Below are 14850 nucleotides of genomic sequence, written 5' to 3' on the forward strand. Positions count from 1 at the left end.
CTTTCTTATTTATTAACTTTTAATGTAGAATGCTATGTATGCTCAATCCATGCAACCCACAGAATACGAAAAACTAAAAGATAAAATCAAGGGCATTAAAATTGCCATGCTCACTACAATTGACTCTCAGGGAGACTTACGAAGCCGTCCGATGGCAACACAGGAAATGGATGAAAATGGAACCTTATGGTTTTTTACAAGCGATGATTCTCATAAAGTAGAAGAACTGCAACGAAACAATAAAGTGCAAATAAGCTATTCGGATGAGGATGCAGTTACCTATGTGTCTGTTTCAGGAATCGCTGAACTAACCAAAGACTCTCAGAAAATTAATGAACTTTGGTCTGATGCTTTCAGAGCTTGGTTTCCAGGAGGAAAAGATGACCCTAGGTTGGCCTTGTTAAAAATCACTCCTTACAAAGCAGAGTACTGGGATAGTCCGGGTGGTAAGATGCAGACTTTGTTTGAAATGATCAAAGGTGTCTTCACTGGAGAGTCTGATAAGTCATCCCAACATGAAAAACTGGGAAGAGACTCTTAAAGATTTTCGAAGGTAGTGTTATTGAGAAGCTTATAGCCTAATTTTACCAGGCTATAAGCTTATAGCTGAATACTATTACTTTTGTGTCTGACTGGTAAAGGTACTCTCGAATATCCGGTCGGCATTGTTAGTTTCAAATCCATCCCGCAGGTGTTCACGTTTGATTTGATCCGAAGGTAAATGGCGAAACTGAGGTAATACCCGTCGTTCTGCAAACTCTACATAACTACCTGATATCTGATGTTTCTCTCCTTCAGCAAACTCTGCTTCGATCATTTCTGCCACAGAAGAACTTTGAGCCAATCCTCCATCTGGACTGGTTTTTATCTTGCCACCTGAATCATTGAGCTTTATACCCGTATGCTCCAGAAAGGTATTGAATTCAGGAAGTGTATTGTACCCTTTCTTTAGGTTGTGAACACTTATTGTGTAATGGTTCAGATAATATCTGTTGTAGATAACCCAAGCTGCATATTCACTTTCTGCCTGCAAAGCCTGATAATCTTTCCAGGTTGGCTTACGCCAGAGAGGTTTGTGTAAAAACGCATCCACAGCCGCAGGGTCATTCAGATCAAGAGCATTTACCGGATCTGATTTTACTTCATTAGTATAGCTGGTGATAATCTTCTGAATAGGCTCTGAAAGGTCCTGTATTCGCAACTCACTGACAAAGATACGCGGAAAATGAGATTCAGGTGGAGAAAACCAATAGGCATTCAGCTTCTTTCCCTCAAAATAAAAATAATCACGTTTCTGATAGCCATAATGGAGAAATATCTTCTCAAAAGATTGAATACCAAGCTGAGGCACTCCCATGGTTCGAAATGCTATATGATCATTTTCTATTTCATCGGCATGCTGTATAATGCCTTCTGCAACCATGGCATTGAGGATATGATTTACATCCGGAACCCGCTCCTTGTACCGGCGCATAAGTCCGTTCAAAACAAATGTTAAGGTTTCTTTTTGATCTGTATTCATAATGGGATACTGTTTTACTGATCTGAATTATGATATACATATTCCGTAAATAGATTCCGGAATAGTCTGAGTTATTTGAATAGAGTACCGTTGGAGGTAGCCAGAAAGAGGTCAAAAGGAATATCTTCCTGTTTCAGAAAGCCTTTTTGTGGCAATGACTCATTAGCTACCATTTCAACTACAGCAGCAACTGAGGCCGCAGTTGTCCATGAGATAGCACGCCAGTGCTGGCCTTCTATTTGTTTTGGATAATAGGCTTGGTAGAACTCTTCACGCTCAATTTTATCCTCTTTCCATCCCTCTACTACTGTATACACATAGACCACATCTTCCTGTACAGGAGGCTTAGCATTGGTTAAAATGTTTTCGATCAGTTGCCGGTCGTCTTTCATAATCAGTTCATATAACATAAACTTCATGAGTTTAGCATGACCTGGATAGCGAATCGTTTTATAGTTTAGTGTATCGACTCTTCCTGCATAGGTTTCACACATGGTACCTAATCCTCCTGAAGTACTGAATGCTTCAAATTCCTGTCCCTCTATATTAATAACTTCTATGCCATCCAGAGAAGGAACCATTTTGCGAACACCGTTGTGTATCACTTCAGAATCATTAATATACTCGTTTATCACACCTGCCGGAGACCATGTAAATGAATAACCTAATAGGCCGTTAGGATAACGTGGCAGTGCCCCCACACGTAGTTCCATATCGCGAAGTTTGGTAAAGCGTTTTGCCAGATCTGCTCCAACTATTCCGATTAATCCAGGTGCCAACCCACATTGTGGAGCCATAATAGATTTAGATGTCTTTGCCATCTCCCGAATGCTATTTGTAGTAGGAACATCTTCGGTAAGATCAAAATAATGTATACTTAACTGGTGAGCAGTTTGTGCTATCGGCAGATTGAGATTATAGGGGAGACAGGATACAACTGCATCAAATCCTTTAAGGGTCTTCTGCAGAAATGTATGATCTGCAACATCACCTTGTAAGATATCAAAAGGGAGAGGATACGAATAATGAGGTTTATTTTTATCAAGGCCTGTAACACTGAATCGTTTACTCAAAAGTACACCGACTAGTGAGCCTACTTTGCCCATGCCGATTACCAGAACGTTTTTCATGGTTTTTGGGGATGTTAATTAGTAATTGAATAAATGATATAAAGCAATAATATACATATCAGCCCACTCAGAACAGAAATGGATATAGTATCTGTATAGTATGTTAGGTGTGCCCGAAAAGTGGATACGATTATCTAACCATGATTGATTTCATGGTAATTAGATATAATAAACTTTCAGCCTTTTATGGGAATAAAAGAACTAGCACTACGAAGATAGGACAAACGTGCCAGGTCAGACTGTAGTTCAGGATTCAAAAGGTTCGTAGATTTATTTCAGAGCAAATATAGCAAAGAAGAGAAATCTCGCAACTATTCTGAATGTCAATGTGCAAAATCAAGTATACTATTCCTTCTGCTGAGGAATCCGTTCGTATATCTTTGAACCTTCAAACTCTGTAATTAATCGATAAGATTGTAGAGAGAATGTATCTGGTAATTTATGCGATACCATATCTGGAGAAAATATGACAAAGTCATATACGATTTCCTTCCTTGGTAGATACATATCTATGTAGGGAGTTTCTAAGTGTCTCTTAATTTGTTGATTGTGTAAGTAAAACTGAAACCAGTGTTCATTGACAAATATTTTCTGAGGATTTTTTTGAAAGATGTAATCTACGGTCCTTTGTAATGACGTATAAAACTTCTGGGAAAAAGGTCCGTTCTGTGAGGTTAGATTCTGTTGATATGAATGGATACTTTGCAGACTAACACTGATTATCAGACATAAACTTAGCACTATAAATACATACTGCTTCTTTATCCAGACAGATAGCAAATAAAGTACTACCGATAAAGTTATCGGGTACCAGAATGTTAAATATGTCCATACCCGTAAAGGCGGTAATCGACGCAAAATCAACAGGATCAGAATAATTCCTACTACCTGAAAAAAAGTAAAAGCAACAAGTTGTCTGATAAAAACCAGATGGATAAACTTACGGAAAACAAAACCTATGAATAGCCCCAGAAAAAAGATGAGAATATATACCTTATGCCATACATCTGTGAGAAGACTTAATCCTTCAAGAAGTTGAACAAAAAACATCTTCAAAAAATAGGTTTGATTGCTTGCTATCCAACGGTTATCTATTAATGCCTTCCAGCCAGAGAAGGCAAGAATTGGAGAATATAGGAGCAATACAATACTTAGAATTAAGACATTTGTCCATAGGGCTGTTTTGATAAATTCAAGGTTCTGTGTTTTTATTATATAGAACATTTCCCATAGAAAGAGTCCCGTAAAACAATATAGAAAAGTACTGTGTGTATAAAATCCTGCAATACTGCTGGCTATATAACTCAATAGATAAATCTTCCGAGAGCTTCGTTTCCATTCTATAAAAGAGAGAATTGCTAATATAGCCCACATACTCATAAGCATGTATCCTCTGCCCTGAGTTGCATAGATACTGGTAGGAAAACTGATAATACAACAGATTGTGGCAACCAGCGCCACTCTGAAGTTTACCCTTACCAAAAGATAAATAAATATAATAGTAAGAAGACACAGATTTGCTAGTAGAGAAGGCAGACGCATTGTCCAACAACCATCATGTATAAACAAATCAAAGACCGATGCGAACAGGTTAAAAAGAATATGGTTATTAGGCTCAGGGTAATAAAATAATGGTACAAGAGGAGATTGATGGACAAAATAGTTGTAGGCAAAAACTTCATCAACATTGAAAGGAATTTCTATACAATAATAAATGTGATGTACCAGTGCTCCACTATATAGTGCCAGAATAGCTATCTTTTGATAAGTTGTCAGGACGTGATATTGTTTTCGCAGATTTTCACAAAGAAGTATACTCTCACTCTTGACTACTGATAAATATAGAACTACTTGAGTGTATTTATGCCAGAGACACAACACTACTATCCAATACAATAATGTGATAAGGGTCGCCCACTGCCAAAACAGGGTATATTGGAATTGGGTAAAATAATCCTGATCTATGCTGGCAATATTATAAGCTGTATCGAAATGTTCTTTAATCCATGCAATTGTATTAGCATAGGGATAGCTGTAACAAAGGAATAAATAATATAGTAAAAGTATTCCTGTTCCGGCTACTAAAAGAAAGAAAACAGATTTGCGATACATCCTATAAATAGAATAATGGGTAAAGAATGAAATTGATACATCCTTTACCCATTATGTTAGATATCTTCAAAATCAATTGACAAAATCTTATTTTTTAATTTTCAGCTTCTCTCCAATTGAAACGCTAGGAGTTGTTTTGTTATTCCATTCCAACAATTTTTCTACAGTTACACCATGGGCTTTGGCAATCTTGTAAAGTGTATCACCAGGCTTAACCTCATATTCTATAACAGATACACCGGATGTTGGTTGAGTTTTGGTTGTATCTACAGTAGTTTTAGTGGTTGACTGTGACCGAATAGATAATGTTTGACCAATTTGTACGCCATCTGTGTCTGCCAGATTATTCCATTGACGAATCTCAGCAACAGAAACACCATAACGACGACTGATAGAATACAACGTTTCTCCTGCCTGCACAGTATGTGTGGTAGTAGTTGAGGCTGCTGGCTTGGAAACCGTTGCTGGTTTGTTTACTACAGGAGCCGATGTATTGGTTGTGATAGGTGTTTCATCTCCTACGATAAGCCGTTGTCCAATAGATAGACTAGCTGTTTCAGTAAGGTTGTTCCATTGACGTAGCTGTGCTACACTTACTTTATACTGACGTGCAATAGAATACAGTGTTTCCCCAGGCTGCACATTGTGTGAGTTCACCAGAACCACTTCTTCAGTTTTAGGCTGTGTTACAACAATTGGCTCTTGTCTTACAGGTTCCGTTTTTACAGGTTCCGTTTTGGGAGGAGTTACTACTACAGGTGCAGAAGTCTCTTGTTTAGGTGGTGTCGGTTTAGTAACAACAGGTTGAGTCACTACAGGAGTTGTATTCTGTGGCTCAGTCTGAGGACGAGTAGCAACTGGCTGCTTTTCTTCTGGTGTGTTAACTGGTGTTGTTGGAGTTACAGCAGGTTGTTTCACTACCGGAGTGGTTGTCTTAGCCGGTTCTTTAACAACAGGAGTAGTTGATACTTTAGGAGTAGGTCTTGGTATATTACGAACCTCCACTGGCTTACTGGACGGTCTGCGGAAACGTAACCAGAGAATACGACCATGTTCCAGCTTTTCGTTGTCTCCCAAACGGTTCTTGGTCTTCAGGGACTTTTCACGAATACCATATTTTTGAGAGATCTCCCATAGCGTTTCTCCCTCAATTACAGTGTGAAAATGTAATTTGGCCTTATTACGTTTTTTCTTCAGGTAATACACTTTTCCTGCTACTATGGCATCATTAGATTTTAAATCATTATAGGTCATGAATTTTTCAATAGAAAGATGCCCTTTTTCTGCCAGAGTCATGATATTATCATTGTTAGCTGCCATAATACCTGATCTCCCATTGATTTCATAAAATATAGTTTCTTTCTTTTTTAACACAGGAAACTTAGAGCTTTGACGAAAATCAGCTTCTACTTCATGACTATACTCATAATTAAAGATAGACGTTTTAGTTGTTGTAGGACTAGTAGCTGGAGCAGGTTTATTGGTAGATGCAATAACATCTGCCTGGCTGGCAGGTACAGGAACAAGAATGGTATAAGGTTTATCTTCGGGTACTCTGCGTGAGCTTAACCATTTATTATAAAGAGCCAGTTCTTCTTCCTGTACATTAAATGTACTGGCAATATCTGATAGCTTTTGCCCACCTGTACAAGGGTATTCTGCTAATACCAGAGACGATGAGCTTATAGCGGCTGATTTTTCAAATGCGATCTGATGTGCCAGAAATTTGAGGATATACCAATGGGTATCTTTGTCTATTTCCATACGGGTAGCTCCTTTATCTCCTTCTCCTACAAGATTTTTTGCCCCTGTCAATCCTGTATTATAAGCCATAAGAGCATACAACCAGTTGTCAAAGAAGAAGTTATTGCGTTTTAGATAACGTGCCGCTGCCCGGGTAGATGCCACAATATGTTTGCGTTCATCTACATCATTGTTCACTGCTAAACCCATTTCAAGAGCGGTTTCGCGTTTAAACTGCCAGAACCCTACTGCATTGGATGTTGAGACAGCATCTGCTATGAGATCACTTTCCTGAATAACAAGGTATTTGAAATTATTGGGAAGTCCTTCCTCTGCTAATACTTTTTCAATCAAAGGAAAATACATCCGGATACGTTCCAGTTTAGCTTCTGCATGTTTACCGGGCTTGGTAAGGCGATCCACATCTGTACTGATCTTGTCACGAATGTTATCCTTTATTTTCAACCGTATACCTGCAAAGTCAAGTTGTTCAGGTATGTCCGCTGCATGAAGATTGATGAATAAAGAGGAAAGAAAGGAAAGAAGAACTAATGGAAAGTATTTATTCATGTTGAAATGTGGTTGCATTGTCATGAAGTGGAATGTTTTGCTCGAATTAAGCTCAGAACTATAAACACCTGTATTGAGCAGGTCTTGATTAGTTAACGGCAAAGATACGGTCATTCTGATAAAAATATACCACAACTTTTGGGTTGTGGTATATTTCAATAATTATTTATTCCCGGATAATTAACGTTTTCTGGCAACAGACAATCCGTCTCTGATCGGGAAAAGAACATTTTCGACCCGAGGGTCATTTTGAATCATTGTATTAAAAGCAAGCATATTTTCCAGGTCTTTGTCCTTCTTGGCTGTGGGGTCTGCTACTTTACCACTCCATAACACATTGTCAGAGATAATAAAACCACCTTGCCTCACTTTTGGCAAAACCAGTTCGTAATACGTATGGTAATTCAGTTTATCGGCATCAATGAATACCAGATCCCAGGTTTCTGTCAGTGTGGGAATAATATCCACTGCATTACCAATCTGATAGTTGATTTTATTTTCAAGCCCTGCTGCTAAGAAATACCCACGTACTCTGGTTTCAAGTTCCTCGTTGATATCCAGTGTATATAATAAACCATCTTCTGTAAGTCCTTCCGCCAGACAGATTGCAGAATAACCGGTATAGGTACCAATTTCCAGGATACGCTTAGGCCGAATCATATGTGAGAACATAGACAATACGCGGCCTTGCAGATGTCCTGATAGCATGCGTGGCATGAGTACACGAGCATGTGTCTCACGATTGATGCGTTGTAATAATTCTGATTCAGGTGCACTGTGTGCCTCAACGTATTCGGAAATGGCTTCAGGTAAAAAGTCCATAAAAGTAATGATTAATCTTCTTCTGGTAAATACAATAACTTACTCCATTCATTTTCATTTAGCATTTCATTTGCCAAATCCTGAAGCTGTTCTGCAGAAATAGTACGTATTTGTGAAAAAATTTCTGGTAGAGAATCAATGCGTTCTGTATCCAGCAAACTTTTCGCCATCATGAGCATAAAGTTTAGATTGCTTTCCTCAGACATAGCTAACTGCCCCATCAATTGTTCCTTAGCAGTATGAAATTGTAGTGTTCCCATCTTTTTGTCCCGCAACAGCTTTAGCTCCTTACTAATCAATGATAAGCTTTTCTGTAATTGCTTGGGTTCTGTACCAAAGTAAATAGCCATCAAGCCTGTTTCCAGAAAAGGAGAGTAGCTGGCTTCAACAGAATAGACAAACCCATGCTTTTCGCGTAATGCCAGATTCAGACGTGAATTCATGCCAGGTCCGCCCAATATGTTTACCAGCATATAAAATGGCAAACGGTTGGAATGATTTATTGGATAGGAAGTCCTTCCAAGAGCACATTGCGCCTGAGTAACTGCCCGTGTTTTGGTAATTTGCTGAGGTGTAAAGTGTAGAAATGGCTCGCGTTGACGCTGAGATGTATAGGTTGGAATAGGTGCCAGATACTTGTCGGCCAGTTTTTTTATTTTACTAAATGGAATATTACCAATAGAAGAAAATATAACTCTGGATGTATTTAAGTTTTCTGCAATAAATTTCTTGAAGTCGTCCCGATGAAAGGAGCGTACGCTTTCAGTAGTGCCAAGAATATTAAATCCCAGTGAGTGATTTTCAAAAACAATAGCATCAAATTCATCCTGAATAGAATCCTCAGGAGAATCGTAGTACATCGCCATTTCTTCCAGAATCACATTTCGTTCCCGTTCTATCTGCTTTTCTGGAAAGATGGAGTCAAAGGTTATATCTGTCAGTAGCTCAAATGCTTTCTCATAATGATTATCCAGTACAGATGCGTGAAAAGAGATCTTTTCCTTCGTAGTAAAAGCATTTAATTCGCCTCCTACTGCTTCTAGTCTGTTAAGTATGTGAAAGGATTTTCGCTTTTTGGTCCCTTTGAAGGCCATATGTTCCCAGAAGTGGGCAATCCCTTGTTGATGGGGTTTTTCATCACGACTACCAATGTCCAGTGTAAAACCACAGTGGGCTATCTTGGTATGTGTGACTTGTTTGTGTACTACCCTAATGCCATTAGGCAGGGTATAAATATCATATTCTTCCATGTATTGCTACTCTCTTTGCAAAGATAAGACTTTCTGTGTCTTATTGATCTTCTTTTCAAGAACGTAATCACTAAAGGAAAAGTTTTCTCCGAAAATAGTACCTTTGAATACTTATATGGTATTATACAGGACACGAATATAGTTTCATGGCGGCTTCATTTCTTATTATTCAAACGGCATTTATTGGAGATGTTATTCTGGCGACAGGTGTAATAGAAAAACTAAAAAAACACTATCCGGATGCTCAGATTGACTTCATGGTTCGCAAGGGAAACGAAGGCATTGTCAAAGATCATCCTTACCTGAATACTATATATATATGGGATAAGAAAGGGGGTAAGTATAAGAACTTGTGGAAGATTCTGAAACAAGTGCGCCATCAAAAATATAGTTATGTAATTAACCTGCAACGATATGCGACCACAGGTTGGTTTACACTACTCTCAGGTGCAAATACTACAATAGGCTTTGATAAGAATCCTCTTTCCCGTTTTTTTGATAAAGTAGTTCCTCATGTGTTTGATGGCAAGCATGAGATAGAACGCAATCATACCCTAATACGGGATTTGACAGATACTATCCCTGGACAGCCTCGGTTATATCCATCCGCAGCCGACTTTGAAATTGTAGTTCCCTATAAAAAGCAGCCCTATATCTGTATTGCACCAACCTCCGTATGGTTTACCAAGCAATTTCCTGCAGATAAGTGGATAGAATTGATCCATCAGCTCTCCAATATATATTCTGTATATTTAGTGGGTGCTCCCACTGACTGGGATATCTGCGAAAACATTCGGGTTAGTAGTCAGCAGGGAAATGTCTATAATCTGGCAGGAAAGTTATCTTTGCTGGTGTCGGCAGCACTGATGCAGGATGCTGTTATGAATTATGTAAATGATTCTGCTCCTATGCATTTATCATCAGCGATGAACGCCCCTGTTTGTGCTGTGTATTGTTCCACAATACCAGCGTTTGGTTATGGACCGCTATCAGATCAGTCATTTGTTGTAGAGGTAGAAGAAAAGTTGGCTTGCCGACCTTGTGGGTTACATGGACACAAAGCTTGTCCGGAGGGACATTTTAAGTGTGCCAGAAATATTGGGGTTAGCCAGTTGAAAGTAGGAAAGGTAGAGATGACTGTACTGAATTGAATTACTTTAATTCCAGTAGTTCACAGGACTTTTCTGCGGCAGCTTGTTCTGCTTTCTTTTTGCTGTAGCCGCTTCCGGTCGCAAATGGTTCACCATCTACAACCACTTGAGCTATAAATTCCTTGTTGTGAACAGCTCCGCGTTCTTCTACTATTTCAAAATGAACTTTCTTATTGGCGCGCTGTGCCCATTCGATCATGATACTCTTATAGTTGTGATTATTCTGAACTATATTTTCCAGATCAAAGTGAGGTTTGATTAAACGTTTGATGATAAATTTGCGGGAGAACTCAAACCCTTTATCAAGATAAATTGCACCCACCAACGCTTCCAATGCATCTCCATACATGGATTTATGAGTCAGGGCAGTACGTTTGTGACCATCAAATACAATCAGCTTATTGAGTCCGATCTTTTTGGCTACATTATTAAGTGATTCCCGATTTACAATACGGGAGCGTATTTCTGTAAGGAAGCCTTCTTCTTTAAAGGGAAATTTTTTGAACAGGAAATCTGCAATAACAGCTCCCAGAATAGCATCTCCCAGGTATTCCAGGCGTTCGTTGGACTCTCTGAATCCGTCGGAGTTTATTTCTTTTGCAGCAGAAGTATGTTGAAGTGCGAGTTTGTATAGATACAGATTTTTCGGGCTGCTACCAGTAATCTGTTTGATAGCCTTTACAAGTTGTTTGTCTTTAAGAGAGGAAAATTTGAATAACTCAGAAACAAAACCTAAAACGGAAGGCACAGGCTACGCTTTATTAAGTACGAATAATCACGAAACTATGCTCATGTATATATTCATGCATAAGCACTCAGACAAAGATAAATAAGTTTATGAAAAAAAATAATATAAATGCAGCAATAATGTTATTGCTGCGCCTGGAGAATATGAAATTTTATTTGGTACTCGGTAACTAACTCAGATTTTTTTGAAAATGATAGAGCAGTTATGGCCTCCAAAACCAAATGTATTGCTTAATACAATATCAATCTTCCGTTGTTGCGCTTTATTAAATGTGAAGTTTAATCCAGAATCCAGACCTTCATCATCTGTAAAGTGATTGATCGTTGGAGGGACAGTCTGATGCTGAATTGCCAGTACTGAAGCTACTGCTTCCACTGCTCCTGCAGCTCCCAGCAAATGTCCTGTCATCGATTTAGTAGAACTGATATTAATTTTATACGCATGCTCTCCAAACATTTTCTGAATAGCAAGTATTTCCTGAGGATCTCCTAATGGAGTAGATGTACCATGTGTATTGATGTAGTCTATATCTTCTGGTTTAAGACCTGCATCACTTAGAGCATTACGCATCACATTGTGTGCGCCTAGTCCTTCCGGATGGGGAGCTGTAATATGATAGGCATCTGAACTCATTCCACCACCTACCAGCTCGGCATAAATCTTTGCTCCACGTGCCTTGGCATGTTCATATTCTTCCAGAATCAGACATCCTGCACCTTCTCCCAATACAAAGCCATCTCTGTCTTTGTCATAAGGGCGTGAAGCTGTTTCGGGAGAGTCATTACGTTCTGAAAGAGCTTTCATGGCATTGAATCCTCCGATACCTGCTTCTGTTACAGCTGCTTCCGAACCCCCGGTGATGGCGATGTCCATTTTCCCCATGCGGATGTAGTTAAACGAATCTACAATGGCATTGGTAGCTGAAGCACAAGCCGATACCGTAACATAACTCGGACCACGGAAACCATAGCGGATAGAAATATATCCTGCACTAAGGTCCGCAATCATTTTGGTAATAAAGAATGGACTGAAACGAGGGGTTCCGTCACCTACGGCAAATCCGGAGACTTCATCCTGAAACGAGCGAAGTCCGCCGATACCAGATCCCCAGATGACACCAGCTCTATCAACATCGATAGTGGCAAGATCCATACCTGAATCCTGTATAGCTTCTTCGGCTACCACCATAGCATATTGGGTGAAGGGGTCCATCCTGCGGGCTTCTTTGCGGTCTAGGAACTGCTCCGGATCGAAGTTTTTCACTTCACAGGCAAACTTTGTGCGGAATTTTGTCGCATCGAACTTGGTAATAGGTGCAGCACCACTTACTCCGTTAGCTAATCCGTTCCAGAATTCGGAAACAGTATTACCAATCGGAGTAAGTGCACCTAAACCCGTAATGACTACTCGTCTCAATTGCATAGAGTTGGTAAATCCGCAAAAGCGAATCGGGATTCAATAGAGGGGTAAAATTATTTTACGTTGGCTTCCAGGTACGTTACCGCCTGGCCAACAGTGGAAATGTTTTCGGCTTGGTCGTCAGGAATGGAAATACCAAATTCTTTTTCGAATTCCATGATCAGTTCGACTGTGTCCAGAGAGTCAGCGCCAAGGTCGTTTGTAAAACTGGCATCAGTTGTCACTTCAGACTCTTCCACACCCAACTTCTCAATGATGATTTTTTTTACTTTTTCTGCTATTTCTGACATTTTTTTGAATTTTAATAGTGAAAACTTGCTGCAAAGAAATGCATTTCAAACTATATTGTCAAACAATTTTTTATTGGTCAGACAATCTTATGACAATAAAAATAGCTTAACCTATGGGTTTTTCAGGGTTTTGCTCTTTATTACCATCCTATCAGTTTGTTCATTATTGGCTACAAAAGTACAAGAGCGAAGTATTTTTTATGTTTTTCCTGCTTTTTTCAAAAAAACTGAGCAGTTTTGCAGGCCCACTGAAAAAGCCCTAAGTTATTTGGTAATCAGATGTAATTTGCCAAATAATCATACATGACTTAGGTTTTTGAACGCAAAAAGATATTATTTTGCTGGTCATTTGCTTTTCTATCGGGCTTGGGATTTCCATATAAAAAACATTACTCAAAAAAATCCTGTACTACATACTAAATAAATAACGACTAATTGATAAATCATGAACATTCCATTTAACAAAACAAAAGTTATTGCCACTGTTGGCCCGGCATCCAATACCAAAGAAAAATTATTGCAGTTGATTCAGGCTGGTGTTGATGTGTTCCGGCTTAACTTTTCGCATGGAAGCCACGAAGATCATTTGAAGGTGGTTCAGTTTGTTAGAGAATTGAATCAGGAGCACAAACTAAATATAGGATTGCTACAGGATTTGCAAGGTCCTAAAATTCGTACCCGTGAAGTTGAGAACAATGGAGTAGAACTGCGGGCAGGCAACAAACTGGTTATTACTACTGAAAAAATCATAGGAACCAGTGAACGCATCAGTACTACCTATGTGGAAATGGCAGATGATGTAAATATTGGAGAGAGAATTTTGTTGGATGATGGAAAGCTGGAATTACGTGTAACAGATATTAATAAGAGTGGCGAGTATAAGGAGGTTATTACAGAGGTAGTATACGGTGGTATCCTGAAGTCTAAGAAAGGTATTAACCTACCAAACACCAATGTATCTATTCCTGCACTAACAGAGAAAGATCGTGAAGATCTTATATTTGGATTGGAGCATAACCTGGACTGGATCGCTTTATCTTTTGTACGTACTGCCGAAGAAGTACTGGAGATGAAAGAAATCATCAAGTCAAAAGGAAGAACAAGTCGTGTTGTATCTAAAATTGAAAAGCCGGAAGCCATTGTAAATATCGATGCAATCATTGCTGCCAGTGATGCTATCATGATTGCACGTGGTGACCTGGGTGTAGAGGTTCCTGCGGAGGAAGTTCCTATGATCCAGAAAATGATTGCGGACAAGTGTAATAAATCTGCTAAACCGGTAATTGTTGCAACACAGATGCTGGAAAGTATGATTACTAGTCCTCGTCCAACCCGTGCAGAGACCAGTGACATTGCCAATGCGGTTATTGATGGTGCGGATACCGTTATGCTAAGTGCGGAAACTGCTTCAGGTATGTATCCTGTAGAAGCGGTACGCTCTATGACCGAAACTATCCGTCAGGTAGAGGAAAGAGCTAATATCTATTATAAAAACCATGCGTATGCACAACAGGTACATGACCAGAACTTTTACAGCAATAATGTAGTGGTAAGTGCTTGCCGTTTGGCCCGTGATACAGATGCTCAGGCTATTGTTGGCTTAACAATGTCTGGTTATACGGCATTACGTATCTCCAGCCATCGTCCAAAATCACAGATATTCGTATTTACATTTGATGAAACATTGTTAAATACGCTAAGTCTGGTTTGGGGTATCCGTGCATACTACTATGATAACTCCAAGAGTACAGATGAGATCTTTGAAGATATCAAGGACATTCTGGTAAGAGACGGACATGTAAAAACTGGTGATGTGATTATCAACACAGGCAGCATCCCTGTAAGTCGTAACCGGCATACAAACATGCTGAAACTAAGCATTGTATAAATACTTTATATTTCGAATCAGAATTATATAGTGATGTATGTATATACTTGCTATATAATTCTGATTTTCTATTTTAAGACTGGCAGCTTTTTTGCTATAAGGTGGTATAGGCTAATTTTTAAATGAGCGAAATGTATAGTTTTTAGAGTGAGACGAGCTATATGGCTATAAATCAGCCACAATATAGCAAAAGCTATGGATAGGA

General features: G+C 39.1%; 12 protein-coding genes. 3 read left to right on the forward strand and 9 right to left on the reverse strand.

What is annotated here, in order from left to right:
• Positions 1-34: 34 nt before the first annotated feature.
• On the forward strand, positions 35-541 hold the full coding sequence (locus tag QNI15_RS09310; protein WP_313978691.1) for a pyridoxamine 5'-phosphate oxidase family protein: 507 nt from the start codon (positions 35-37) through the stop codon (positions 539-541).
• Between the two features lie 75 nt (positions 542-616).
• On the opposite strand, the gene QNI15_RS09315 is transcribed toward QNI15_RS09310, so the two are convergent.
• The 6 genes from QNI15_RS09315 to QNI15_RS09340 form a co-directional block, all read right to left on the reverse strand.
• A complete protein-coding gene (locus QNI15_RS09315) occupies positions 617-1522 on the reverse strand; it encodes a DUF1338 domain-containing protein (protein WP_314000353.1) in 906 nt (301 codons plus the stop codon).
• A 71-nt stretch (positions 1523-1593) separates the two neighbouring features.
• A complete protein-coding gene (locus QNI15_RS09320) occupies positions 1594-2652 on the reverse strand; it encodes a saccharopine dehydrogenase C-terminal domain-containing protein (protein WP_314031503.1) in 1059 nt (352 codons plus the stop codon).
• Positions 2653-2997: 345 nt separating this feature from the next.
• Positions 2998-4764, reverse strand: a complete 1767-nt coding sequence (locus QNI15_RS09325; protein ID WP_314031504.1) for a hypothetical protein — start codon at positions 4762-4764, stop codon at positions 2998-3000.
• An 87-nt stretch (positions 4765-4851) separates the two neighbouring features.
• Positions 4852-7077: a LysM peptidoglycan-binding domain-containing protein gene (locus tag QNI15_RS09330; protein ID WP_314031505.1), complete on the reverse strand. Its 2226-nt coding sequence runs from the start codon at positions 7075-7077 to the stop codon at positions 4852-4854.
• A gap of 180 nt (positions 7078-7257) precedes the next feature.
• The gene (locus QNI15_RS09335; RefSeq protein ID WP_314000360.1) at positions 7258-7899 is read right to left on the reverse strand and encodes an O-methyltransferase; all 642 of its coding nucleotides are present in this window, start codon (positions 7897-7899) and stop codon (positions 7258-7260) included.
• Positions 7900-7910: 11 nt separating this feature from the next.
• Positions 7911-9149 (reverse strand): M16 family metallopeptidase, encoded by a 1239-nt coding sequence (locus tag QNI15_RS09340; RefSeq protein ID WP_314000363.1) that lies wholly within the window; start codon positions 9147-9149, stop codon positions 7911-7913.
• Between the two features lie 146 nt (positions 9150-9295).
• Here QNI15_RS09340 and QNI15_RS09345 point away from each other — a divergent pair, with 146 nt between their 5' ends.
• Complete coding sequence (locus QNI15_RS09345) at positions 9296-10300, forward strand: glycosyltransferase family 9 protein (RefSeq protein WP_314031507.1); 1005 nt, start codon at positions 9296-9298, stop codon at positions 10298-10300.
• A 1-nt stretch (position 10301) separates the two neighbouring features.
• Here QNI15_RS09345 and rnc read toward each other — a convergent pair whose 3' ends face one another.
• From rnc to QNI15_RS09360, 3 genes are all read right to left on the reverse strand, one after another.
• Positions 10302-11048, reverse strand: coding sequence for a ribonuclease III (gene rnc / locus QNI15_RS09350; RefSeq protein WP_314000367.1), 747 nt, complete (start codon positions 11046-11048; stop codon positions 10302-10304).
• 174 nt (positions 11049-11222) lie between these two features.
• Positions 11223-12470 carry a beta-ketoacyl-ACP synthase II gene (gene fabF, locus QNI15_RS09355; protein ID WP_314031508.1) on the reverse strand — a complete coding sequence of 416 codons (1248 nt, stop codon included), beginning with the start codon at positions 12468-12470 and terminating at the stop codon, positions 11223-11225.
• Between the two features lie 50 nt (positions 12471-12520).
• Positions 12521-12757, reverse strand: a complete 237-nt coding sequence (locus QNI15_RS09360; protein ID WP_313978668.1) for an acyl carrier protein — start codon at positions 12755-12757, stop codon at positions 12521-12523.
• Between the two features lie 445 nt (positions 12758-13202).
• Here QNI15_RS09360 and pyk point away from each other — a divergent pair, with 445 nt between their 5' ends.
• On the forward strand, positions 13203-14645 hold the full coding sequence (gene pyk / locus QNI15_RS09365) for a pyruvate kinase (protein WP_314000371.1): 1443 nt from the start codon (positions 13203-13205) through the stop codon (positions 14643-14645).
• The last annotated feature ends 205 nt before the right edge of the window (positions 14646-14850 follow it).

This window comes from Xanthocytophaga flava (assembly GCF_030068545.1).
In the GTDB taxonomy this organism is placed as follows: domain Bacteria; phylum Bacteroidota; class Bacteroidia; order Cytophagales; family 172606-1; genus Xanthocytophaga; species Xanthocytophaga flava.

What these genes read in the sequence shown, in the direction of transcription:
- QNI15_RS09310 (WP_313978691.1), top strand. Translation starts at nt 35, where the DNA reads ATGTATGCTCAATCCATGCAACCCACAGAATACGAAAAACTAAAAGAT.
- QNI15_RS09315 (WP_314000353.1), bottom strand. Translation starts at nt 1,522, where the DNA reads ATGAATACAGATCAAAAAGAAACCTTAACATTTGTTTTGAACGGACTT.
- QNI15_RS09320 (WP_314031503.1), bottom strand. Translation starts at nt 2,652, where the DNA reads ATGAAAAACGTTCTGGTAATCGGCATGGGCAAAGTAGGCTCACTAGTC.
- QNI15_RS09325 (WP_314031504.1), bottom strand. Translation starts at nt 4,764, where the DNA reads ATGTATCGCAAATCTGTTTTCTTTCTTTTAGTAGCCGGAACAGGAATA.
- QNI15_RS09330 (WP_314031505.1), bottom strand. Translation starts at nt 7,077, where the DNA reads ATGAATAAATACTTTCCATTAGTTCTTCTTTCCTTTCTTTCCTCTTTA.
- QNI15_RS09335 (WP_314000360.1), bottom strand. Translation starts at nt 7,899, where the DNA reads ATGGACTTTTTACCTGAAGCCATTTCCGAATACGTTGAGGCACACAGT.
- QNI15_RS09340 (WP_314000363.1), bottom strand. Translation starts at nt 9,149, where the DNA reads ATGGAAGAATATGATATTTATACCCTGCCTAATGGCATTAGGGTAGTA.
- QNI15_RS09345 (WP_314031507.1), top strand. Translation starts at nt 9,296, where the DNA reads ATGGCGGCTTCATTTCTTATTATTCAAACGGCATTTATTGGAGATGTT.
- fabF (WP_314031508.1), bottom strand. Translation starts at nt 12,470, where the DNA reads ATGCAATTGAGACGAGTAGTCATTACGGGTTTAGGTGCACTTACTCCG.
- QNI15_RS09360 (WP_313978668.1), bottom strand. Translation starts at nt 12,757, where the DNA reads ATGTCAGAAATAGCAGAAAAAGTAAAAAAAATCATCATTGAGAAGTTG.
- pyk (WP_314000371.1), top strand. Translation starts at nt 13,203, where the DNA reads ATGAACATTCCATTTAACAAAACAAAAGTTATTGCCACTGTTGGCCCG.